The 22,375-nt window shown below is 72.2% G+C and carries 17 protein-coding genes; 8 read left to right on the forward strand and 9 right to left on the reverse strand.

Going from position 1 to position 22,375, the window contains the following annotated elements; translation table 11 throughout:
- Positions 1–150 precede the first annotated feature (150 nt).
- Entirely contained in the window at positions 151–2,493 is a 2,343-nt protein-coding gene (locus ACIRB1_RS27265) for a hypothetical protein (protein ID WP_403467319.1), read from the forward strand.
- Here ACIRB1_RS27265 and ACIRB1_RS27270 read toward each other — a convergent pair.
- The 4 genes from ACIRB1_RS27270 to ACIRB1_RS27285 all read right to left on the reverse strand — a co-directional run bounded on the left by ACIRB1_RS27270 (position 2,463) and on the right by ACIRB1_RS27285 (position 7,116).
- Positions 2,463–4,898 carry a right-handed parallel beta-helix repeat-containing protein gene (locus tag ACIRB1_RS27270; RefSeq protein WP_403467320.1) on the reverse strand — a complete coding sequence of 812 codons (2,436 nt, stop codon included), beginning with the start codon at positions 4,896–4,898 and terminating at the stop codon, positions 2,463–2,465. The two genes, ACIRB1_RS27265 and ACIRB1_RS27270, sit on opposite strands and share 31 nt — an antisense overlap.
- Positions 4,899–5,004: 106 nt before the next feature.
- Positions 5,005–5,610, reverse strand: coding sequence for a hypothetical protein (locus ACIRB1_RS27275; protein WP_352179189.1), 606 nt, complete (start codon positions 5,608–5,610; stop codon positions 5,005–5,007).
- A gap of 201 nt (positions 5,611–5,811) precedes the next feature.
- Positions 5,812–6,636 carry an MOSC domain-containing protein gene (locus tag ACIRB1_RS27280; protein ID WP_403467321.1) on the reverse strand — a complete coding sequence of 275 codons (825 nt, stop codon included), beginning with the start codon at positions 6,634–6,636 and terminating at the stop codon, positions 5,812–5,814.
- Positions 6,637–6,678: 42 nt separating this feature from the next.
- Entirely contained in the window at positions 6,679–7,116 is a 438-nt protein-coding gene (locus tag ACIRB1_RS27285; RefSeq protein WP_352179187.1) for a DUF6643 family protein, read from the reverse strand.
- 297 nt (positions 7,117–7,413) lie between these two features.
- Here ACIRB1_RS27285 and ACIRB1_RS27290 point away from each other — a divergent pair, with 297 nt between their 5' ends.
- Positions 7,414–8,727, forward strand: coding sequence for a TerD family protein (locus ACIRB1_RS27290; RefSeq protein ID WP_403467397.1), 1,314 nt, complete (start codon positions 7,414–7,416; stop codon positions 8,725–8,727).
- Between the two features lie 4 nt (positions 8,728–8,731).
- Here the strand turns inward: ACIRB1_RS27290 and ACIRB1_RS27295 are convergent, their stop codons facing one another.
- Positions 8,732–9,910 (reverse strand): glycosyltransferase, encoded by a 1,179-nt coding sequence (locus tag ACIRB1_RS27295; RefSeq protein ID WP_403467322.1) that lies wholly within the window; start codon positions 9,908–9,910, stop codon positions 8,732–8,734.
- A 57-nt stretch (positions 9,911–9,967) separates the two neighbouring features.
- On the opposite strand from ACIRB1_RS27295, the gene ACIRB1_RS27300 reads away from it, so the two are divergent.
- Together ACIRB1_RS27300 and ACIRB1_RS27305 are read left to right on the forward strand one after the other, a co-directional pair.
- On the forward strand, positions 9,968–10,753 hold the full coding sequence (locus ACIRB1_RS27300; RefSeq protein ID WP_403467323.1) for a glutamate racemase: 786 nt from the start codon (positions 9,968–9,970) through the stop codon (positions 10,751–10,753).
- A gap of 116 nt (positions 10,754–10,869) precedes the next feature.
- Positions 10,870–11,415, forward strand: a complete 546-nt coding sequence (locus tag ACIRB1_RS27305) for a hypothetical protein (RefSeq protein WP_352179184.1) — start codon at positions 10,870–10,872, stop codon at positions 11,413–11,415.
- Positions 11,416–11,430: 15 nt separating this feature from the next.
- Here the strand turns inward: ACIRB1_RS27305 and ACIRB1_RS27310 are convergent, their stop codons facing one another.
- A complete protein-coding gene (locus ACIRB1_RS27310) occupies positions 11,431–12,498 on the reverse strand; it encodes an O-antigen ligase family protein (RefSeq protein WP_352179616.1) in 1,068 nt (355 codons plus the stop codon).
- Between the two features lie 237 nt (positions 12,499–12,735).
- Here ACIRB1_RS27310 and lnt point away from each other — a divergent pair, with 237 nt between their 5' ends.
- The 4 genes from lnt to ACIRB1_RS27330 all read left to right on the forward strand — a co-directional run bounded on the left by lnt (position 12,736) and on the right by ACIRB1_RS27330 (position 17,776).
- Positions 12,736–14,346, forward strand: coding sequence for an apolipoprotein N-acyltransferase (gene lnt, locus ACIRB1_RS27315; RefSeq protein WP_403467324.1), 1,611 nt, complete (start codon positions 12,736–12,738; stop codon positions 14,344–14,346).
- A gap of 66 nt (positions 14,347–14,412) precedes the next feature.
- Complete coding sequence (locus ACIRB1_RS27320; RefSeq protein WP_403467325.1) at positions 14,413–14,892, forward strand: NUDIX hydrolase; 480 nt, start codon at positions 14,413–14,415, stop codon at positions 14,890–14,892.
- A gap of 54 nt (positions 14,893–14,946) precedes the next feature.
- Positions 14,947–15,747, forward strand: coding sequence for a 3-hydroxybutyrate dehydrogenase (locus tag ACIRB1_RS27325; protein WP_403467326.1), 801 nt, complete (start codon positions 14,947–14,949; stop codon positions 15,745–15,747).
- Between the two features lie 76 nt (positions 15,748–15,823).
- Positions 15,824–17,776: a helix-turn-helix domain-containing protein gene (locus ACIRB1_RS27330; protein ID WP_403467327.1), complete on the forward strand. Its 1,953-nt coding sequence runs from the start codon at positions 15,824–15,826 to the stop codon at positions 17,774–17,776.
- A 43-nt stretch (positions 17,777–17,819) separates the two neighbouring features.
- Here ACIRB1_RS27330 and ACIRB1_RS27335 read toward each other — a convergent pair whose 3' ends face one another.
- From ACIRB1_RS27335 to ACIRB1_RS27345, 3 genes are all read right to left on the reverse strand, one after another.
- On the reverse strand, positions 17,820–19,388 hold the full coding sequence (locus tag ACIRB1_RS27335; RefSeq protein ID WP_403467328.1) for an MFS transporter: 1,569 nt from the start codon (positions 19,386–19,388) through the stop codon (positions 17,820–17,822).
- A gap of 335 nt (positions 19,389–19,723) precedes the next feature.
- Positions 19,724–21,079 carry an alpha/beta hydrolase gene (locus ACIRB1_RS27340; RefSeq protein WP_403467329.1) on the reverse strand — a complete coding sequence of 452 codons (1,356 nt, stop codon included), beginning with the start codon at positions 21,077–21,079 and terminating at the stop codon, positions 19,724–19,726.
- Positions 21,080–21,310: 231 nt separating this feature from the next.
- Positions 21,311–22,171, reverse strand: coding sequence for a PaaX family transcriptional regulator C-terminal domain-containing protein (locus tag ACIRB1_RS27345; RefSeq protein ID WP_352179177.1), 861 nt, complete (start codon positions 22,169–22,171; stop codon positions 21,311–21,313).
- Positions 22,172–22,375: the final 204 nt, after the last annotated feature.

The raw sequence follows: 22,375 nt of genomic DNA on the forward strand, positions 1-22,375 counted from the left end.
GCGCACATGTCATTCGGCCATCACCCGTCCCTCCTGTGTCACCCGGATCGGGGAGATTCGGTGACGGGGCGTGTGCGACGCGCCGGAAAGGACGATCCTGATGTGCACACGGACACAGGCGAACAGTGCGTCACGGGGGATGTGCGAACAGTGGAGCGTGTACAGGAACATGCCGTCACCACGGAGGCCGACAGCCCTGCCGGACGGCCCGATCAGACCGAACCCGCCCTCGAACTCCTGGTCCACGGAGTCGGCGGCACCACACCCGAGGAGATGCTCGGCGATCCGCGCACGGTGCGGGTCACCGGTGACGACACGGCGGCCGTCTTCCGCCGCGCCACCGACGTCGACGCCGAATCCCACCCCGCCGAGCAGCGCACCGGCCCGATCCGCGAGGCCTACGTCTGGTGCAACCTCACCTCGGGCAACGGCACCCGCGCGCTGTGGCTCCTGCTGCTGCCGTTCATGGTCGTCAACCTCGCCCACTGGATGCGCCCCACCGCCCGCGGCCGCAGACGGACGGTGCGCTTCTACGGCCTGCTCGTGCGGCTCGCGGGACTGACCCTGACGGTGCTGCTCGTCGCGGCGGCCTGCGAGGTCGCCCTCGACCTCGCGGCCTGGCAGTGCGCCGGCACGCGCGCGTGCGCCGACCGGCACACCTGGCTCGGCTTCCTGTCACCCACCGTGTCGCACGACAGCTGGTGGAGCCGCCCCGGCCGCCGCCTCGCACTCGCCGCCCTGGTGCCGACGGCGCTCACCGTCCTCCTCTGGTACCTCTCCCGCCGCACCTGGAGTGCCTACGAGTCCCAGCAGCCGATGAACCGCCGGCCCGAACCCGAGGACGAGACCGGCCACAGCTCCCTGGGCCGCCCCGGCTTCTGGTACGGCCGCCGCCTGGTGGCCCGGCTGCGCGCCGCCCACACCGCCGCCGGGCTCCTGACGGTCGCCGCGGCCGTCACCGTCGCCGCGGCCCGCTTCGACCGCGGCCCGGACGGCTCCCCGGCACTGGCCACGCTCGGCACCCTCCTGGAGACCGCCCTCGCCGGAGTGGCGTTCATCGTCGTCTACGTGGTGTGCCGTCGGGGCCGCAGCGAGAACCGCCTCGACCAGGCCCTCGACCGCCGACTCGTCCGCCGCCTCCCCCTCAGCGCCCTCCTCCTGCTCGCCCTCTCCCTCCTCTACGGCGGCTGGTCGCGCCCGGGATGGGAGTCGTCGGGGCGGCTGCCGGGCGACACGGCCTTCGGCTACATCACCCTGGTGCAGGGCCTGTTGGTGATCGCCCTCGCCGTCGTCGCCCACCTTCTGCACCGCACGCACCCCGACCCGCGCTCCGCGATGCGCGGTCTCGGCGGACCGGCCGTCGCGATGCTGGCCTGCGCCCTCGGCGGCGTGATGTCCGGCGGGGTCTCCCAGCGGGTCTCCGACTGGCTGGACGGCACCGGGACATCCATCCCGGGTCCGCCCGTCCTGCTCACCTGGCAGGCCTCGGTGATCCCGCCGCTGCTCGTCGTCGTCCTCATCCTGTGCGCCGCGCTGGGCCACCGCACCTGGCGGCTGCGCCGTGGCGAGCTGGCCGCAGTGGCGCAGGACTACCCGGGCGTGCGGAAGGACCGGGCGCGCACCGCGCGGATCGCGAGCACGCGCGCCATGGCCTCGCTCACCGACCGCGGGCCCCTTCTGGTCGCCGTCACGTCCACCGCGACGCTGCTCCTGGGCGCCGGAGCGCTGGTCGGCGCGTTCACCACCGACCGGACACCGGAACGGGCCGGAGAGGAGGCACAGGCCTTCGTGCACGGCACGGCCCAGACCTCGCAGGCGCTCGGCTCCTGGCTGATCGGGCTCGGCTTCATACTGTTCGTCACCTGGGGCAGGCGCGCCTACAAGGACGCCTCCGCGCGGCGCACCATCGGCATCCTCTGGGACGTCGGCACGTTCTGGCCGCGCGCCGCCCACCCCTTCGCCCCGCCCTGCTACGCGGAGCGCGCGGTCCCCGACCTGACCTGGCGCATGGCCACCTGGACCCGCGCCACCGGCGGCCGCCTGGTCATCTCGGGCCACTCCCAGGGCAGCGTCCTCGCCGCGGCAGCGGCCTGGCAACTCAAGCCCGCCCAGCGCAGACGCGTCGCCCTGCTCACCTACGGCTCACCCCTGGAGCGCCTCTACGGCCGGTGGTTCCCCGCCCACTTCGGACCGGCCGCGCTGACCCGGCTGCACCGCGAGGTCGACTGCTGGCGCAATCTGTACCGGCTCACCGACCCCATCGGCGGCCCGGTCCACGTGTCCGGCGACTGCGGCCCCGGGGTGGACCACGAACCACCCCTCAAGGACCCACTGGAGTACGGCCGTACGGCACAGCACCCGCTGCCCGCGCCGATCCTCGGCCACTCCGACTACCAGGCCGACCCGGCGTTCGCCGAGGAACGCGAGCGGCTGCTGGCCCGGCTGCGGCCCGAGGTGCCGCCTCAGGGCAGCTCGGGCAGATCCTCCGCGTAGAGCAGTGTCAGGTCGTCCGTGCTCGGCTCCTCGAACTGGGCGACCCGGCTCGCGTGCCGCTCGACCATCGCCTCGAACGTCTGCCGCGCGGTACGGCCGTTGCCGAACGCGGCACCCTTGGGGATCGCCGTGAAGTACTTCTTCAGTGCCTCGGACGCGCCCTCGGCGAGCCGGTACTCGTGCTCCTCCGCCTGCTGCTCGACGATTCTGAGCAGTTCCCCGGGGTTGTAGTCGCTGAAGGTGATGGTCCGCGAAAAACGGGACGCCACACCGGGGTTGACGGACAGGAACCGCTCCATCTCCGCGGTGTACCCCGCGACGATCACCACGACCGCGTCCCGGTGGTCCTCCATCAGCTTCACGAGCGTATCGATGGCTTCTTTACCGAAGTCGCGTCCCGAGTCCTCCGGAGAGAGGGCGTACGCCTCGTCGATGAACAGGACCCCGCCGCGTGCCTTGTCGAAGGCCTCCTGGGTGCGGATCGCGGTGGAGCCGATGTGCTCGCCGACCAGGTCGACACGGGACACCTCGACGAGATGGCCCTTCTCCAGGACACCGAGCGAGGCGAGGATCTCGCCGTAGAGCCGGGCGACCGTCGTCTTGCCGGTGCCGGGGGAGCCGGTGAAGACCAGGTGCCGTTTGACCGAGGCCGCCTTGAGGCCGGCCTGCTGGCGGCGGCGGCCCACCTCGATCATGTCGGTGAGGGCGCGCACCTCGCGCTTGACGCTGTCCAGGCCGACCAGTGCGTCGAGTTCACCGAGGACGGCCTTGGAGGAGCGGGACTCCTTCTCCGGTTCCGGCGGGGTGATCAGCGGGTCCTGCTCGGCCGTGCGCTGGCTGGGGATCGCGCCCAGCACGCTGGTCGACTGGCTCGCCGTCTCCACCGCTGTCTCATGGACGGCGGGCGGCTTGAGACCGCTCTCGTCGCTGGTGCAGTCCTCGACGACTGGTCCCGTGCCGGGCGCCGCGTCCGGTCCGGCGTCGGCGAACTCGTAACCGCCGCGCGCGCACCGCTCCGTACGGCACTTCTTGAGCGTCGTACGACAACCGTCGATCACATGGAAGCCGTAGCCGCCGCTGCCCGTCACACGACAGCCGAGGAAGGTGCCCCGGCCGCCAGCGGAGACGTAGAAGCCGGCCTCGGCGGGGGAGTCGACCGTGCAGCGCTCGATGGTGGGGTCGGCGCCCTTGGTGACGATCACGCCCGTCTGGGTGGCGTCCACGGTGCAGTTGTTGAGCGTGCCGCCGCTGCCGTGGTCGCGGAACCACGCGCCCGTGGCCGCGTCCCGGATACGGCAGTCGTCGAGCTGGGCGGTCGCGCCGTCGCTCACCGACACGGCCGTGTTGCGCACTTGGGAGATGTCGCTGTCGACGACGTCCGCGCGGGAGCCGCGGTCGAGCACGAACAGCGCGTCCGGTACGTCGTGCACCCGGCAGGAGTCCAGGACCGCCGTCGCGCCGTCGCTGACCCACACCGCCGGATAGTCGCCGGTGCTGTCGAAGATCTCGCACTGGTTGGCGTCCACGCGCGTGCCCGGGTCCCACACCGACAGTCCGTTGCGCCCGAACTTGCGCACCGTCGTCCGGGTCAGCGTGAGCACCGAACGGGAGCGCAGGTCCACCGCGTTCTCCGGGATGTCGTGGATACGGCAGTCGGCCAGCGTCAGCACCGCGTCCGTGTCGAGCGTCACGCCGTCCGCGGTCGTACGGTGCACATCGCAGTCGGTGAGGTGCGCGGTGGCCCGGCCGGTGATCTGGACGCCGCTGCCCCGCGTCTCGTAGACCTCACAACCCACCGCCTCCAGCGCGGAGTTCTCGCCCGTCGCGGACAGACCCACACCTGAGGCGTGGTGGACACGGCAACGCTCGAGGCGCGGGTGACCGCCGCCGCGGACCGCCACGCCCGCCTGGCCGGCCGAGACGACCTCGCACTCCTCGAACACCCCGCCACCGCCGTCGAGTACGGCGATCCCGATACCGGCCGGGTTGTCGACCGTGCACCGCCGCACGGTGGGGCGGGCGCCGCCGCGGACCTCGATGCCGGACGCGGAGCGGGTGACGATCCGGAGGTCCGTCAACTCCGGTGCGCCGTCCTCGACAAGGAGCGCGGGCGCGGCGGAGTCCTGGCCCTCGACATGCAGGTCCTGGACGATCGCCGAGGCGCGGACGGTCAACGGCACGCCGTCCAGGGGCGCGATGCGCACCGAGCCGGGCGAACCCTCGGGGCCGCGCAGGGTCACCGACCGCGCCACGACGAGGTTCTCCCGGTAGGTGCCGGGAGCGACGGTGAGCACGTCTCCCTCGGCCGCGGCCTCCAGGGCGGCGGCGAGCGACGCGTACTCACCTGTGCGGCGCCGCCACCGCGATGTACCGGTGTGCGTCACCTGGACCGTGCCCTGTGCCATGGCGCTGCTGTGCCCCCACCTCGTGGTACGCGGGTTGATGCCGAAGCCTTCGCCGGTCCACCGTAGCGTGCGTGCGGGCGGTGGGTTGACCAGAGCCGGAAGGCCGTCAGCTGCCGGTGCCGGTCCTGCCCCAGTCCGGGCCCGCCCGCTCCCACGCCCGGTCCCAACGGGCGTACCTGCGGCGGACCATGCGCCACAGGACGAACCGTCTGCCGCTGTCGACGAGCCCTGCGGTCAGCAGTGCCGCGCCGAGCCCGGCGAGCACGGCGTGGGTCGTCGCCGTGGCCGCGTCCAGCGGGCGGGCCACTATGTGCCCGCGCTGGTCCGTCCAGAGCCTGAAGTGGTCGCCCGCGTGCGGGGTGTTGAGGCTCGCCATGACCGCGCCGTGCCGGGCGGTGCCGTCCGGGGCGGTCCAGTCCGCGAGGACACGGCTGCGGATGTCCCGCGCGGTGGACGAGTCCGGGTCGGGGTCCAGCTCGGCACCCTTCAGCTTCTTGACCACCGTCGCCGTCACGGCGTGCCGGTCCGCGCGCTGCTCCCGCACCGACCGTTGCAGGCTGTCCTGTGCTGTCGTGCCGACGAGCGCACCGATCGCGGGTGCGGCGACCAGGACCAGCAGCATGACCAGGAGGGCCAGCCACGCCTCGGCCAGATCGGTCGCGCGGCGCAGCGGATTGCGCCGCCAGCGCCACAGACCCCTGATTGCTCCCACCGTCCCGCACCCCCTTCCCGCTCCGTCATAACTCCGCGCTCCGCCGTTCACCCAAGGGCCCCGCCAAAGAGAGAGCGAAATCACCTCTCCCCAGCCCTCTCATGAACTTCTCACGCGATCTCAACGACCGGGCCCACAGGGAGGGTTCCCGCCTCGCACACCCGCGAGGGAACTTCTCCGGCGCGAGAAGCGGAATGCCGTCTACGCGAGGACGCGGACCGGATCGCCGACGCGGATCGTGCCGGTCGAGCGGGGCACCAGGTTCTGCCCGAAGACGAGCTTGCCGCCGATGCGGCGGTGCCGGGCCAGGGTGCGCAGCGGCTCCCTGCCGCGCTCGGCGGTGGCCTGGTCGGTGGTGGTCACGACGCAGCGCCCGCACTTCTTCGCGACCCGGAAGGCGACTTCGCCGATCGCGACCTCGGACCAGTCGTCCTCGGCCCAGGCATCGGTGCCCGCGACGACCACATTGGGCCGGAACCGGTTCATGGGCAGCGGCCCCTCGGCGGCGTGATCGCCTTGCGCGACAAGGGAGTTGAGGGCGTCGAGGGAGGCCTCTGAGGTGAGCAGCAGCGGATAGCCGTCGGCGAAGCTCACGGTCTCGCCGGGGAGCGCGTACTCCGGGTCGACGGGTCTGCGGGTGGCGGGGTCGTCCATGTGGACGAGCCGTACGCCGATGCCCAGATACTCGCCGCACCAGCGGTGCGCGGCGTCCCGCGCCGGGACCGCGTCGACCTTCGTACCGAAGATCTCCATCGCCACGGTGCCGCCCGGCGCGGGGACGGGCACGGTCAACGGCTCACGGCCGGGCGCGGACAGACGAATGCCGCCGCCGGGCAGAAGCTCGGCGACGGCCAGTGCGAGACGCGGGTGCTCGCGTTGCGTGACGACCTTTCCCCCGTCGTCGATCAGCACCCAGCGTCGGTCCCCGGCAAGTCCCCAAGGCTCCACGAGAGCCTCCCGGGGCGAGAAGCCCCGAAGTGCCTTGACCGGATGGACGTGGATCGACCGCAGCTCCGCATTCCCCATCGCTCCATCGTGCCAGGAGGCACTGACAACGCAGGGTGGGGATCAGTAACCGCGGTACTGCTGCTGGTTGTTGTACGGGTCCTGCTGCTGGTAAGGCGCCGGGGCCGGGCGGGGAGCCGCCGGACGCATCGCCTCGTAGCCGGCCGGGGCCGCCATCGGGCGCGGCTGCTGTTGCTGCTGCGGGTAACCGCGCGGCGGGGCCTGCTGCGGGATGTAGGCGGCGGGCGCCTGCTGAAGCGGGGCGGGCTGCTGCGCCTGCGGGTAGCCGCCGTAGGAAGACTGCGAGGGGCCCGCCGGGAGGGCGGGGAGCGCCGACGGCAGCGCCGGCAGGTTGCTCCCCGGCATGTCGTACGCGGCGGGGACCCGGATGGGGGCGATCTGCGGGGTGCCGCGCTCGGCCACGAGGGAGTCGTAGATCGGGGTGTCCGGGAAGGAGGCGGAGTAGTAGCCGCCGCCATAAGTGGAGCGGGGGGAGGTCATGGCACATAAGTTAAGCCCACGATGTGCTGGTTGGGGAGACCGATAAGAGGGTTGTTTTCCGTGTCGGTGGCGGCACGGGATCCCCAATGCGAGCGAACGTGGCAAAAAAGGGCATCGACCAGTGTTCGGATCGGGTAAAAGCCAAGTTCCCGGCGGGTTACCAGCGGTCGTCCGACGTGTCGGCACACCTCTCGGGAGCGGTTCGGCGCCCCGGGGAATAGGTTGTTCGGGTAGACACCCGTAGGGCTGCCGGGGCGTGTCCTGGCACGGTGACACGTGATGGGGGCAGGCATGTCAATGCCGAAAGGGTCGAACGTTCCGGTGCCGACGACGGCACTGCGCGTCGAATTGGGCTGGCGCTCAGGACCCGGCGTCCCCGACGCGGACGCCTCGGCCCTGCTGCTGGTCGACGGCAAGGTCCGCTCCGACGGCGACTTCGTCTTCTACAACCAGCCCGCGCATGCCTCCGGCGCGGTCCGCCACGAGGGCAAGGGCGGTGGGGGCGGGCAGGTGACCGACACGCTGCTCGTCGACCTCGCGCGCGTGGAGCCCGCCGTCGACCGCATCGTCCTCGCCGCCTCGGCCGATGGCGGAACGTTTGGCCGCGTCCCCGACCTGTACATCGAGGTCCGGGACGCGGCACAGAACACCGCGGTCGCCCGCTTCGACAGCACCGGCGCGACGGTCGAGACGGCCTTCGTGCTCGGCGAGTTCTACCGACGGCAGGGTGCCTGGAAGTTCCGGGCCGTCGGCCAGGGCTACGACAGCGGACTCGGGGGTCTGGCGACCGACTTCGGCATCACCGTGGACGAGCCGCGGCAGTCGGCACCGGCCGCGACCATGCCACCGCCGTCCGGACCGCCGGTGCACCTGCCGCCGCCCTCCGGGGCACCCGTGAACCTGCCTCCGCCGGTCCAGCCGCCCGTGACCATGCCTCCGCCTCCGGTGAGCCCGCCCCCCTCGGCGACCCCTGTGCGGCTCTCCAAGGTGACGCTCACCAAGGCGGCCCCCTCGGTCTCCCTGACCAAGCAGGGCGGCACCTCGGGCGCCCTGCGCGTCAACCTCAACTGGGAGGTGCGCAAGCAGTTCTCGGGCTGGGGCAGCAAGCGCGGCCGGGCGGTCGCGATGCACGCGGACCTCGACCTCGACCTGTGCGCCCTGTACGAACTCGCCGACGGCCGCAAAGGCGTCGTCCAGGCCCTCGGCAACGCGTACGGCTCCCTGCAACGGCCCCCGTACATCCACCTCGACGGCGACGATCGCACCGGCGCCTCGGCGAGCGGCGAGAACCTCACCGTCAACCTCGACCACATCAAGGACTTCCGGCGCATCCTGGTGTTCGTGACCATCTACGAAGGCGCCCGTTCCTTCGCCGACCTGCACGCCACGGTCACCCTCCAGCCGCAGCACGGCGCGGCGATCGACTTCTCGCTCGACGAGTGCACCGTGCCCTCCACGGTGTGTGCGCTGGCCCTGATCACCAACACCGGGGGAGACCTCGTCGTCCAGCGCGAGGCCCGCTACCTCGTCCCGGACCGCGGGGTGAGCCCGCAGCGGACCGTCGACCGCGTCTACGGGTGGGGCATGAACTGGACCCCGGGGCGCAAGTGACCGTTCAGCTCTCCTCGCCTACGACGGCGTCCGGACGCGCGTAGGTGCGGCCCTTCCAGGCCGCACCGCGTCCCCTGTAGTGCTGCACCGCGGAATCGACGGTCATCAGGAGGTACAGAAACGCGGTGAACGGCAGCAGCGGAGCGAGCCACAGCGGCTGCCCGTAGTAGCGGAGCATCGGGACGTACGTCCCGGTCATCACCAGCCAGGCGAGCCCGCCGAGCGCCGCGGTCGCGGTGCTTCCCGCCGCCAGACCTGCCAACAGGGCCACCGGAGGCACCAGATACACGAGCGCGAGGCCGATCACGGTGCCCAGGAGGAGCAGCGGGTTGTGCCGCAGTTGCGCGTACGCGCTGCGGGAGACCATCCGCCACAGGTCGTGCAGCCGGGGGTACGGACGCACGCTGTCGACCCGCTCGGCGAGCCCCAGCCAGATGTGACCGCCGCCGCCCTTGACGGCCCGGGCGAGCGCCACGTCGTCGATCACCGCGTGCCGGATGGCGTCCGGGATCCGGGCCCGCTCCGCCGCGTCGGCGCGCAGCAGGACGCAGCCGCCCGCCGCGGCGGCCGTACGGGAACCCTTCCGGCCGATCCGCCGGAACGGATACAGCTGCGCGAAGAAGTAGACGAACGCCGGCACCACGAGCCGCTCCCACAGGCTCTCCACGCGCAGCCGCGCCATCAGCGACACGGCGTCGAAGCCACCGGTGCGCGCCGCCGCAACCAACTCCCGCAGGCTGTCCGGGGCATGCGCGATGTCGGCGTCCGTCAGCAGCAGGTACTCGGGGCCACGCGCGCGTGCCAGACCGACACCGTGCCGTACGGCCCACAGCTTGCCCGTCCAGCCCGGGGGCGGTTCGCCGGGGGAGTCCACGGTCAGCGGCAGTCCGCCGTGCCGGGACGCCAGTGCGCGGGCGAGGTCCCCGGTGCCATCCGAACTGCCGTCGTCCACAAGGAAGATCTCCGCCCGCCCGGGATAGTCCTGGGCGAGCAGTGACGGCAGGCTGTCGGGCAGGACGGCGGCCTCGTCGCGGGCCGGGACGACGACACAGACCGACGGCCAGTCGTCCGGCTCGCTACGGGCCGGAAGTCTGATGTCCGTCCGCCAGAAGAAGCCCTGACAGCACAGCAGCCACAGCCAGGCGGCGAGTGATCCGGCGGCGATCCACACGAAGGCGCTCACGGGCGCAGTCTGCCCCACGGGACCGTGTCCGCAGAGGCCATCGTCTATCGTGGCCGGGTGAAGATCGCGCTGATGGACTCCGGAATCGGCCTTCTGGCGGCCACCGCCGCAGTACGGCGGGTGCGCCCCGACGCGGACCTGGTGCTCTCCCTGGACCCCGACGGCATGCCCTGGGGACCGAGGACTCCGGAAGATCTCACACAGCGCGCGCTGGCCGTCGCCGAGGCCGCCGCCGCGCACCGGCCCGACGCCCTGATCATCGGCTGCAACACGGCGACCGTGCACGCGCTGACAGCCCTGCGCGACCGCCTGGAGCCCGGCATCCCGGTCATCGGCACGGTCCCGGCGATCAAGCCGGCCGCCGCCGGAGGCACGCCCTTCGCGATCTGGGCGACGCCCGCCACCACCGGCAGCCCCTACCAGCGCGGCCTCATCGCGGACTTCGCCGACGGCGTCCCGGTGACCGAGGTCCCGTGCTGGGGACTGGCCGAAGCCGTGGAGCACGGTGACGAGGCGGCCATCGACGCCGCCGTTGCCGCAGCCGCGGAGCTGACCCCTGACGATGTAACGACCGTGGTCCTGGGCTGCACCCATTACGAACTGGTCGCCGAGCGTATCCGCGCCGCCGTGCAGCGCCCCGAGCGTCCGCCGCTCGTCCTGCACGGCTCCGCCGACGCGGTGGCCGCCCAGGCACTCCGCCGGATCGGTGCGCAGCCCGCCCCCGACGCGGCGGCCGACGGCACCCTGACGGTGATCCTGAGCGGCCGTGAGGGCGAGCTTCCCGCCGCGGCCTCGACCTACGCCGAGGGCAGGCTCCTGCGGGCCGTGGCCCCGGTCCGCTGACCACCGGCGACGGACCGATGCCGTAGCCGGCGCGCGTATCCGCCGTGCCGCCACGCAAAACGGTCACCCTCCGCAACGCCGTACCCGCGTAGCGAAACCTGAGTAGTCTCGTAGGCATGAGGGACCACCCCCACGACGAAATCCTCCCGCAGGCCGAGATCTGGACCGGAAGCGCCACGAACCGGTTCCAGTGGCTGCTGGCGCTCGCCGGTGCCGCCTGCATGGCGCTCGGCATCGAGCTGGCCGTGGACTCCGCCTGGACGTCCGGCATCGCCCCGCTCGCCATGTCCGTCGTCGGGTGCATTGCCGCCGGGCTGCTGATGATGTTCGGCACGCTCGCCTTCGTGCACGTGGGCCTGAAGGTCGACACGGAGTCCCTCGAAGTGCGGTGCGGCCACATCGGAGTGCCGCGCCGCCGCATCCCCCTCGCGAGCGTCGCGGGCGCGGAGTTCGCCCCGCATGTCACCCCGCGTCAGTGGGGCGGCTGGGGCTACCGCTGGCGGCCCGAGAAGGGCACCGCCGTCGTCGTACGCCGTGGCGAGGGCATCGTGCTGCGGCTGTGGGACGGGCACACGTTCACGATCACCGTGGACAACGCGGAGGCGGCCGTACGGATCATCACGGCCCGGCTGGTGCCGCCCACGCCCGGCGCGCTGCACTGACGTCCTTCCTGGTCGTCAAGGGGCCGGACGGTCACCACGCGCGTGTGCGTCCGGTCCGCCGCGTGAGGCGTCCTCGGCGAGCGGGTGGGACGTCGCGAGCCCGGCCAGGAAACCTGCGCCGACCGACACCGACGTGAAGCTCAGCGCGTTGCCGACCGAGGCGACCAGCGCGAGCCCCGTCAGCGCGGCGGCCGCGGTGAGAGCGATCGGGGTGGAGCGCGTGGTGCGCCACAGCGCGTGCAGGATCCAGCCGTAGACCGCCGCCAGCAGGAGCACGCCGACGATTCCCTGCTCGGCCGCCAGCTGGAGCGGCGCGGAGTGCGGCTTGCCGTCCGGCAGGAGCGCCTCGGCCGCCGCACTGCTCAGCTCGCCGAAGCGCCCGGGGCCCACGCCGGTGGAGGAGTCCTGGTGCGCCATGTGCAGGGCGTCCTGCCACAGCTGGATCCGGTGCGGGGTCAGCTGGCCCTCCAGGGACGCGGTCAGCCCGTCCGGGAGCACGTTTCCTGCCAGGGCCCAGGTCACGCCGGTCACGAGCACCGTGGCCAGGCCCAGGCCCGCGATGCCCGGGCCGCGGTGCCGCAGCCGTCCGGCCGCGAGTGAGCACAGCAGCACCGCCGAGCACAGGACGAATCCGGTGCTCGAACCCAGGACGGCCGCGGTGACCGTGATCCCGGCCGCCAGCAGCACCAGCGCGATCCGCAGGGCCGATGCCGAGGCGGCCCAGGCCGCGCAGCACGCCGAACCCGCGGCCAGGGTCAGCAGGGCCGCGCTCGCCCCGGCGTGGCCGAGGGGGACGACGAACTGGGGGCCCGGTGCGAGATGCGGTTCGGCCAGCGCCAGACCGAGTCCGGCCAGCGCTCCGACGCAGGGCGCGGCGACCGGCACGAGCGCCCCGGAGATCCGCCCCGACGCGTAACCGGCGGCGACCGCGAGGACCGCGAGCAGCACTCCCTCGGGCCTGCCGTCGTGCAGGGCGGCGGTGATCAGCGACCACGCGGCACATGATCCGAGCACAACGATGCCCGCCGCATCCGAAACGTTTCGTCTTTCACTGTCGGCGTCCGGACCGGTCGCCGACGCCATCCCCGTGGAACTCACCCCGCCGCCCCCTGAACCGGGCCGCCCCCGACCCGTGACCGGCCCCCGACCGTCCTGGCCTGGACCGACCGTGCGACAGGGGCTCCGGCTCACCGTAACGGCTGATGACCGATTTGTGGACGAGTTGTGCAGGAACGGTATGGCTGCGGCCCTGTTCAGTGCCCTGTGCCACCGTCCGGACCGTGCTGTCGGGTCCAAGGTCGACGGCCGTACACTCCCGGAGTGACCGTCACCGCAACTTCCGTGGACGAGTCGGACCAGCTGGAGCCGAAGGCCGCGCCCGGATCGCGCCTCGCCCGCCTCGTCCGCCTGGTCCCGGCCGCCGTAGCCGCCCTCTCCGGAGTGCTGCTCTACGTCAGTTTCCCGCCACGCACCCTGTGGTGGCTGGCGCTGCCCGCGTTCGCCTGCTTCGGGTGGGTGCTGCGGGGCCGCGGCTGGAAGGCGGGACTCGGTCTGGGCTACCTCTTCGGCCTCGGATTCCTGCTGCCGCTGCTGGTGTGGACCGGCGTGGAGGTCGGCCCCGGGCCCTGGATCGCGCTGGTCGCGGTCGAGGCGATCTTCGTCGCGCTGGTCGGCGCGGCCATCACCGCGGTCTCGAAGCTCCCCGCCTGGCCGCTGTGGGCGGCGGCACTGTGGATCGCCAGTGAGGCGGTACGCGCGCGTGTGCCCTTCCACGGCTTCCCCTGGGGCAAGATCGCGTTCGGCCAGGCGGACGGTGTCTTCCTGCCGCTCGCCGCGGTGGGCGGCACCCCGGTCCTCGGTTTCGCCGTCGTCCTGTGCGGCTTCGGTCTGTACGAGGCCGTGCGGCTGACCCTGGAGAGCCGGCAGACCCGTGTCGTACGGCGGTCCGCCGCGACCGTGGCCCTGCTGAGCGTCGCCGTACCCGTGGTGGGCGCGCTGGCCGCGCGGGGCCTGGTCAGCGACAAGGCCGAGGACGGCACCACGACGGTCGCGGTCATCCAGGGCAACGTCCCGCGCGCGGGGCTGGAGTTCAACGCCCAGCGGCGTGCCGTGCTCGACTACCACGTCAAGGAGACCCTGCGGCTGGCCGCGAAGGTCAAGGCGGGCAAGGTCGCGAAGCCGGACGTCGTCCTGTGGCCGGAGAACTCCTCCGACGTCGACCCCTTCGCCGACGCCCAGGCGTACACCGACATCGACGAGGCGGCCAAGGCGATCGGCGCGCCCATCTCGGTCGGCGGTGTCGTCGACCGGAACGGCAAGCTCTACAACGAGCAGATCCTCTGGGACCCGGTGAAGGGCCCGACCGACACCTACGACAAGCGGCAGATCCAGCCCTTCGGGGAGTACCTTCCGATGCGCTCGCTCCTGGGGGCCATCAACAAGAACTGGACCACCATGGTCCGCCAGGACTTCAGCCGGGGCACCAAGCCGGGCGTCTTCACCATGAACGGCGCCAAGATCGGCCTGGTCACCTGCTACGAGGCCGCCTTCGACTGGGCCGTGCGCTCCGAGGTCACCGACGGCGCCCAGCTCATCTCCGTGCCCAGCAACAACGCGACCTTCGACCGCAGCGAGATGACCTACCAGCAGCTCGCCATGTCCCGGGTCCGCGCGGTCGAGCACAGCAGGACCGTCACCGTCCCGGTGACCAGCGGCGTCAGCGCGATCATCATGCCGGACGGGAAGATCACCCAGAAGACCGGCATGTTCGTCGCCGACTCCCTGGTCCAGAAGGTGCCGCTGCGCTCCTCCGAGACCCCGGCCACCAAGCTCGGCATCCTGCCCGAGATGGCCCTGGTGCTCATCGCCGCCGGCGGCCTCGGCTGGGCGGTCGCCGCCGGTGTGCGCGGGCGGCGCGCGGGCGACGCGTAGCCGTACGCCTGTAGTACGCCCGGCAGTTCGTGGAGTGGCCATGGATCGTCCCGTTAGGGTCGGAGCATGGCTACTCCTGATTTCATCCGTACGATCCGGGCCTCGGCCGGGCATCAACTGCTGTGGCTTCCCGGGGTCAGTGCCGTCGTCTTCGACGACGCGGGTCGCGTCCTGCTGGGCAAGCGGGCGGACAACCACGAGTGGGCGCTGCCGTCCGGCATTCCCGAGCCCGGTGAGCAGCCCGCCGTCTGCGCGGTGCGCGAGGTGTTCGAGGAGACGGCCGTCGAGTGCGTCGCGGAACGCGTCGTCATGGTCCAGGCCGGGGAACCGGTCCGCTATCCCAACGGCGACGCCTGCCAGTTCATGGACATCACCCTGAAGTGCCGGGCCGTCGGCGGGGAGGCGGCCGTGAACGACGACGAGTCGCTGGAGGTCGGCTGGTTCGAGCTGGACGCGCTGCCCGAGCTGAGCGATCACCAGCTGTTCCGGATCAAGCAGACCCTGGCGGATGCACCGACATGGTTCGACACTACGAGTTCTGACTGAACTATGTGGGCTGCCCATATGTGGTCGGGCAGGGGCGCTGTCTAGGCTCGCCCCATGACCGTGCCCAACGCCCTCCCGAGCCCCCACACCGGCCTCCTCGACCTCAGCGGCCGGACCGCCCTCGTCACCGGTGCCGCCGGCGGCATCGGCAGCGCCTGCACCCTGCGGCTCGCGGCAGCCGGGGCGAAGGTCAGAGCCGTCGACGTGGACGCCACGGGACTGGCGGCCCTCACCGAACGGGCACGGGACCTCGCGGGCACCGTCGAGCCGCACGAACTCGACCTCACCGACCTGGACGCCGCCGAGCACGCCGCCGCCGGCACGGACATCCTGGTGAACAACGCGGGGCTCCAACTGGTGCGCCCCATCGAGGAGTTCCCGCCCGACGTCTTCCACACGGTGCTCACGGTGATGCTGGAAGCGCCCTTCCGGCTCATCCGCGGCGCCCTGCCCCACATGTACGGCCAGGGCTGGGGCCGGATCGTCAATGTGTCCTCCGTCCACGGACTGCGCGCCTCCGCCTTCAAGTCCGCGTATGTGGCCGCCAAGCACGGTCTGGAGGGACTCTCCAAGACCGCCGCCCTCGAAGGCGCACCCCATGGCGTCACCTCGAACTGTGTGAACCCCGGCTATGTGCGCACCCCACTCGTCGAACGCCAGCTCACCGACCAGGCACAGGCCCACGGCATTCCCGAGGAGCGCGTGCTGAGCGAGATCCTCCTCCAGGACAGCGCGGTCAAACGGCTCATCGAACCCGATGAGGTCGCCGAGGCCGTGGCCTATCTGTGCGGCCCGCACGCGTCCTTCGTCACCGGCACCTCGCTGGTGCTGGACGGCGGCTGGACCGCGCACTGAAGCACCCGGTGCGCGGGCGACATCGAGTTATCCACAGGCCTGACCAGCCGGACCGGCGATGGGGAATCCTGTGACCATGTCCAGCGATCACGTGCAGTCCGCCGAGCGCTCCGCCACCGCCACCGGTGCCGCAGCGCGACCGAGCAGTGCCGAGGCGCCGTTCCTGGAGCTGCTCGCCCGAGGCACCTCCGCCGACGCCTACGAGCAACCCGTGCTGCTCGCCCGCGCCGAGGGAAGAGCGGCCGGGCTGATCGCGGGGCTCGAGCACGCCAAGTCCCTCGCGCTGCGCGTGCGCTCGGAGCTGGAGGGACGCCGACGGCGCGAGGCCGAGCTGTCCGCGCTCTTCGAGACGGCCCACGACCTCGCGGGACTGCGCGACCTGGACGCCGTACTGCGGGCGATCGTCCAGCGCGCCCGCTCGCTGCTCGGCACCGACGTCGCCTACCTCAGCCTCAACGACCCGGCCAGGGGCGACACATACATGCGGGTGACCGAGGGGTCGGTCGCGGCCCGCTTCCAGCAGCTGCGGCTGGGCATGGGGGAGGGGCTCGGCGGACTCGTGGCCCAGACGGCACGGCCGTACGTCACCGACGACTACTTCAAGGACGAACGCTTCCAGCACACCGCCACCATCGACTCCGGTGTACGGGACGAAGGGCTGGTGGCGATCCTCGGTGTGCCGCTGATGCTCGGGCACCGGGTGATCGGGGTGCTGTTCGCGGCGGACCGGCGGGCGCGGGTCTTCGAGCGGGAGCAGATCGCACTGCTCGGCTCCTTCGCGGCCCTCGCCGCGGCCGCCATCGACACCGCGAACCTGCTCACGGAGACCCGTTCCGCCCTCGCCGACCTGGAGCGCGCCAACGAGATCATCCAGGACCGCAGCGGAGTTATCGAGCGCGCCTCCGACATCCACGACCGGCTCGCCGAACTTGTCCTGCGCGGCGGCGGGGTCCACGATGTCGCCGCCGCGGTCTCCCAAGTCCTCGACGGGGTAGTGGAGTTCACGGAGATCGACGCCGCGCCCACGAAGACACTGGAGGCGTCGCGCGCCGAGGGGCACGCGGTGCGGCACCGGGAGGACTGGGTGGCCGCCGTGTCGGCCGGCGGCGAGCTGCTCGGCGCGCTCGTGCTGCGTGGCCGCCCCGGTCTCGACCCCGTCGACCAGCGCACCCTGGAGCGCGCGGCCATGGTCACCTCTCTGCTGCTGCTCGCCCGGAGGTCGGCCGCCGAGGCCGAACAGCGGGTCAGGGGAGAGCTGTTGGACGACCTGCTCGATGCCCGCGACCGTGACCCGCGCCTGCTGCGCGAGCGCGCGGCCCGGCTGCACTCCGACCTGGACACCACTCATGTCGTCCTCGCCGCCCGGCTCGACGGCCCGGCGGCCGACGCCGACGAGGAGGCCGCCGCGCGCAGACGCCTGTGGTCCGCCGCCTCGCATCTCGCCGGGACCCGGCAGGGACTGGCCGCCGCGCGCGACGGCGGCACCGTCCTCCTGCTGCCCCTCGACCCCGGCGACACCGCCACCGACCTGGCCCGCCGTACCGCCGCCCAACTGGCAGCGGCGATCCACGAAGAGGTCACCGTCGGTGCGTCCGCCCCCGTCGAGAAAGCCGCCGTCCAGCCCGCTGTCCTCGTCGCCGCCTACGAGGAGGGCCGCCGTTGCCTCGACGTCCTGCGCCTGCTCGGGCGTACCGGAGACGGAGCCGCCGCCGAGGACTTCGGCTTCCTCGGACTGCTCCTCGCCGGGGAGCGGGACATCGACGGCTTCGTGGAGCGGACCATCGGGCAGGTCGTCCGGTACGACGAGCGGCGCGGTACGGATCTGCTGCGCACGCTGGACGCCTACTTCGCCTGCGGGATGAGCCCGGCCCGGACCAAGGACGACCTGCACGTCCACGTGAACACCGTCGCCCAGCGGCTGGAGCGGGTGGGCCGGCTCCTGGGCGAGGACTGGCAGGAACCGGCCCGGGTGTTGGAGATTCAACTCGCGCTGAGGCTAAGGCGATTGGCGGCTCCGGTGCGGCGGTGATCCGGGGGCGTGGAGGCTGGCCAGGCTATTGACGGCGGCGGGGCTACTGCTCCGCGGGAGCTTCGGGTGCGGGGGTTCGGCTGCGGAGGAGGGTGACGAGGGCCAGGAGCGCGGAGCACAGGGCGGCCGTGCCGCAGACGACGAAGCCGATCGAGTAGCCGAGGCCGAGGGCGTCCAGGGCGAGTGGATGGAGGTCGGCCAGTTTCGGTGAGGCCGCCGAGGCGCCGTTCACCGCGAGGGGGCCGCCCTCTTCCAGTACGGCCGTGCCCGCGCCCTTCAGCGCCTGCGGCAGGGCGGAGCCATGCAGGGAGGCGGAGAAGCTGTCGGCCGCGTGGCTCAGGGCGACGGCGCCGATCACGGCGGGGCCGAGGGTGAAGCCGAAGTCCCGGAGCAGGTTGGTGGTGGCGCTCGCCATGCCGGCGAGATGGGTCGGCACGGTGTTGACGGCTGTCGCCGTGATCGACGAGACGGTGACGGAGAAGCCCAGGCCGACGAGGCCGAGCGGCAGGATGAGGGAGGTGAAGGCGGTGTCGGTGATCGGCAGGGTGGCCGCCCAGTAGTCGCCTGCGGCCATCAGCAGCAGCCCTGTGCCCAGCAGCAGACCCGGGGTGACGGTGCGCAGGAGTCGCTCCGTGAGCGGCAGCATCACCAGGGTGATGCCGTTGAGTAGGACGAAGGCCAGGCCCGTGCGCATCGGCGCCTGGTCCTGGACCGGGCCGAGCCGGATGCTGACGGAGTAGGCGGTACCGAGGAAGGCGAACATGCCGACCACGGCCACGATCGAGGCCACCGCGAAGGCGCGGTTGCGGAACAGGTCCAGACGCAGGAGCGGGGACTTGGCGCGCTTCTCGGCCAGGACGAAGGCAGCGAGGAACACGGCCGCCAGGACGAACGCGATGACGATCGAGGGGGAGGCCCAGCCGTCCGTCGGGCCCTGGATGATGGCGTACAGCAGGGCGAACAGGCCGAGACCGATGGTCAGTTGGCCCGCGAGGTCGAGTGAACGGCCTTCGGGCGCGCTGGAGTTGGTGGCGAACAGGGCGCTGACGGCGGCGCTCGCGGCGGCGATGACGGTGACCACGACGAACGACCAGCGCCAGGAGCCGTAGGTGGCGGTGACGCCCCCGAGCAGCGGGGCGAGGAATCCGCCGGTGGAGAGGAGAGCGGCCCACATCGCGATGACCCGGGCGCGTTGTGCGGGGGAGGTGGTGCCGGCGGCCAGGATCGCCAGCGAGGTCGGGAACAGGGCGGCGGCGCCGAGGCCCGCCAGGGCCTGCCCGGTCCAGAGTTGATGGACGCCGGAGGAGGTGGCGCTGACCAGCTCGCCCACGGCCAGCAGCGTGGCGCCGCCGACCAGCAGCCGCTTGCGGCCGAAGAGGTCGCCGAGCAGCCCGAAGGTCAGCTCAAGGACCGCGACCGGGAGCAGGAACGCGTCGGAGATCCAGGTAAGTTGGGACCCGACCGGGTGCAGGTCGGACTGGAACAGGCCGTTGAGGGTGGCCGGGATCGCCAGGCCTATCTGAGCCAGGCAGACGGCGAGGAGACCGGCGACCAGGGTGCCGGTGGTCAGACCAGGGCCGGTGGCGGTCCTGGTGGAGGGTTCGGTCGTCATGGACACGGGGACTCCTGGGGCGCGCGGGGTGCGTACGGGGAGGGCGCTTTGAGGTGGGCGCGTGGCGGTGTGGTGGATGGGCTGGTTGCGGTGCTCTGAGGTCAGCGGGTGTCGGTAAGGCCGTTCGCCCGGTGGGCCGGGGCTTCGGGTCAACGGGTGTCGGTAGGACCGGTGGTCCGGTGCGTCGGGGAAGCGGGTGTCGCTACACCGGCCGGCCCGGTGGGTCGGGATGAGCGGGTGGCTGTCAGGCGGCTGGGCCGGTGGTTCGGGGCTTCAGGGCTTCGGGAGCAGTGGGTACTGGTACGGCGGCGCAGCCGGTGGTCCGGGGCTCCGGATCAGCGGGAACCGGTCAGACGGCTGGGCCGGTAGTCGGTGAAGGCGGCTCCGTCGAGGCCCAAGTCGTCGGCGCTGCGCTGGAGTTGGGTGGCCGTGGCGGCGTTGTCCCAGTGGTGGGTGTCCAGGCGGTGTTCCACGGCGTGCAGGCCGGCGACGACTTCGGCGGTGGTGAAGTTGCAGTGGCTCTGGCGGGCGACGTAGGCCTGGCGCAGGAGGGCGGAGTCGCCGGCCGCGCGTACCCGTGCGGCGAGGGCCGATTCCTGTTCCACGGGGACCAGTTGGTCGGCGGTGGTGTGGAGGTCGAGGAGCGGCACGGAGAGGCCCTGGCCGGCGGTTGAGGTCCGCTTCAGATGGGCTACGGCGGCGGGGTCGGCGGTGATGTCCGCGCCACGGGTGAGCCGGTTCAGGTCGGTGCGCAGGTCGAGGCCCGCGTCTCGGTAGAGGGACTCCACCTGCTTGGCGTGGGCGGACCTGCGCAGCAGACCGGCGTAGTCGACGCCCTTGTTCCAGGACGTGTTGCCGCCCGCGGACTGTTCCACCGACCAGCGTGCCGGGACGATGAATGACAGCAGGCCCTGGGCGAGCCAGGCGTACTGCTGTGCCTCCTGGCCCGCGAAGTCGCCGCGGGCGGGCGGCTGTTGGCCCGGAGCCCAGTCGGCCAGGTTGAGGTAGGCGGCGGCCAGGGCGATCCGGGCGCGGCCCGCCGAGGTCTGCTGCGCTGCCTCCACGGCCTTCGTGAGTCGGCCGGCGAGGGCGGCGGCGTCGGTCTGGTTGTCGAAGTTCACCAGGTCGTCGGCGTCGGCGGGGTCGAAGAACGTGGCCAGGGTGTACTCGGCGTCCAGCTGGTAGTTGTCCAGGTCGACCCCGCCCGCCACCAGGCCGCACAGGCCGAGCGCGCCGTCGACGCGGCCCGCGCCGTCGCGGGCGATCTGGGCGTTGACGAGTCCGCCCATGGACTGGCCCACCGAGATGACGCGGGTGGGGGCGCCGACCTGGCCGCGGAAGGCGCTGAGCGTGGCGAACTGGTCGCGCTCGGCCGAATCCAGTGCCCACATCGAGCCGTGGGGGTCGTAGGAGGAACCGGCGAGGGCGTAACCGGCGGCCAGCAGGGCCTGCTTCGCGGCCGGGGACGGCGAGTCGGCGGCGTTGGTCGGACCGAAGCCGTGGCTGAACAGCAGCAGGGTGCCGTTCCACTGCTCGGGTGTGTCCGCGATCCAGGTGGCGCCGTCGGTCAGCGTGCCGGTGTAGTGGCCGCCCGCGGTGGTGGCGTGGGCGCCGGTCACCGGACCGAGCAGGGCGGTCGCGAGGGCGGTCGCGCAGGCGGCGGCGAGGGTCGAGAGACGGGGTCGGGACATGACGGCGGCTCCGCGAGTCGAGTGGACCGAGTGGGGGCGCGTGCTGAACGAGTGGGTGCGTGGGTGAGCTGCACGAGCGGTGCGAATGTAGGGCTCGTTTTTAACCGCCGTCAATAGAGTGACCAATAATGAGGCGGACGGGTGCGGGTGAGGGCGTGCGGGGACCCGCCGCTGACGCAAGGCGTCGATGGTCGGGTGCGCGGCGTGGGGGTCGTAAGGGTCCTGCGCGGATCAGTCCAGGGTCAGGGTGTCCAGCAGGCGTCCGGCCGCGCGGGCCGCCGGGCGCTCCCAGCGGCTGGCCAGGCCGCGGAAGACGGTCTCCGCCTGGGCGGCGGGCCAGTCGCCGGGGAGGTGTTCGGCGGGCAGGTGCGGGTCCCGTCGAACCAGGTCCAACCAGTCGGTGTGCAGCAGGAGTTGACCCGCGAGGTCGTCGCCCGAGGTCGCCGCGGGAAGGGGGTCGGTTCGGTCCCAGCGGTCCAGGAACGCCCGGTACCGCGCGCCGATGGCCGGTACGTCGAACGCCTGCTCCAGCACCTCGCGTACGTCGGTCGGTGACTCGACCTCCGCCCGGAACACCCGCAGGTACGGTTCCAGGCCGAGCCCCGCCACCATCTCGCGGACGTCGACGGGTGCCGGGGCCACCCAGAGGCCGTTCTGCAGAAGGCCGAAGCCCGCCCAGATCAGGCGTGAGCGCAGGTCGTGCCGTTCACGGCTCCACGCCTCGGGCAGGGAGAAGCCGACCATCGTCCAGCGGCCGTCCCAGTCCCGGTTCACCGCGCCGGTGCGCCAGATGCGGTCCTTGCCGTCCGTCAGTACCTGTACGGCGTGCGGTGTCAGGGCGAAGTACATTTTCCGGCCCTGGCGGCGGCGCTCCAGCAGATCGCGTTTGACCATGCGGTTCAGGGTGGTTCGTACGGCTTCCTCGGTGCTCCCGACCCTTCCGAGAGCGGCGATCACGCTGCCCGAGGACACGGCGACGGGCCGCCCCAGCACATGGACGCCGAAGAAGGTCAGCATCAGGGACTGGGTACGCGGCTCGGGACCGCTCTCGGCGGCGGGTCCGGCGGCGACGTCGACAGTGGTCACGGGCACAGCGTAGGCCCGGGGCGGGCGTGTGGTGCCGATGTTTCGTGAACTGTGTCAATCATGTGATGGCAATCGGGAATCTGGCGAATGATGCCACCACTGCTCCGCCAGCCCGCCAGCCCGCCAGCCCGCCAGCCCGCCAGCCCGCCAGCCTGCCAGCCTGCCAGCCTGCCAGCCTGCCAGCCTGCCAGCCCGCCAGCCCGCCAGCCC

This window comes from Streptomyces sp. NPDC096013 (assembly GCF_044763565.1).
GTDB lineage: Bacteria > Actinomycetota > Actinomycetes > Streptomycetales > Streptomycetaceae > Streptomyces.

Bases quoted from the DNA above. Each gene is read 5' to 3' on its own strand.
- ACIRB1_RS27270 (WP_403467320.1), bottom strand. From the start codon at position 4,898: ATGGCACAGGGCACGGTCCAGGTGACGCACACCGGTACATCGCGGTGG.
- ACIRB1_RS27280 (WP_403467321.1), bottom strand. From the start codon at position 6,636: ATGGGGAATGCGGAGCTGCGGTCGATCCACGTCCATCCGGTCAAGGCA.
- ACIRB1_RS27285 (WP_352179187.1), bottom strand. From the start codon at position 7,116: ATGACCTCCCCCCGCTCCACTTATGGCGGCGGCTACTACTCCGCCTCC.
- ACIRB1_RS27290 (WP_403467397.1), top strand. From the start codon at position 7,414: ATGCCGAAAGGGTCGAACGTTCCGGTGCCGACGACGGCACTGCGCGTC.
- ACIRB1_RS27305 (WP_352179184.1), top strand. From the start codon at position 10,870: ATGAGGGACCACCCCCACGACGAAATCCTCCCGCAGGCCGAGATCTGG.
- ACIRB1_RS27310 (WP_352179616.1), bottom strand. From the start codon at position 12,498: ATGGCGTCGGCGACCGGTCCGGACGCCGACAGTGAAAGACGAAACGTT.
- ACIRB1_RS27320 (WP_403467325.1), top strand. From the start codon at position 14,413: ATGGCTACTCCTGATTTCATCCGTACGATCCGGGCCTCGGCCGGGCAT.
- ACIRB1_RS27325 (WP_403467326.1), top strand. From the start codon at position 14,947: ATGACCGTGCCCAACGCCCTCCCGAGCCCCCACACCGGCCTCCTCGAC.
- ACIRB1_RS27330 (WP_403467327.1), top strand. From the start codon at position 15,824: ATGTCCAGCGATCACGTGCAGTCCGCCGAGCGCTCCGCCACCGCCACC.
- ACIRB1_RS27335 (WP_403467328.1), bottom strand. From the start codon at position 19,388: ATGACGACCGAACCCTCCACCAGGACCGCCACCGGCCCTGGTCTGACC.
- ACIRB1_RS27340 (WP_403467329.1), bottom strand. From the start codon at position 21,079: ATGTCCCGACCCCGTCTCTCGACCCTCGCCGCCGCCTGCGCGACCGCC.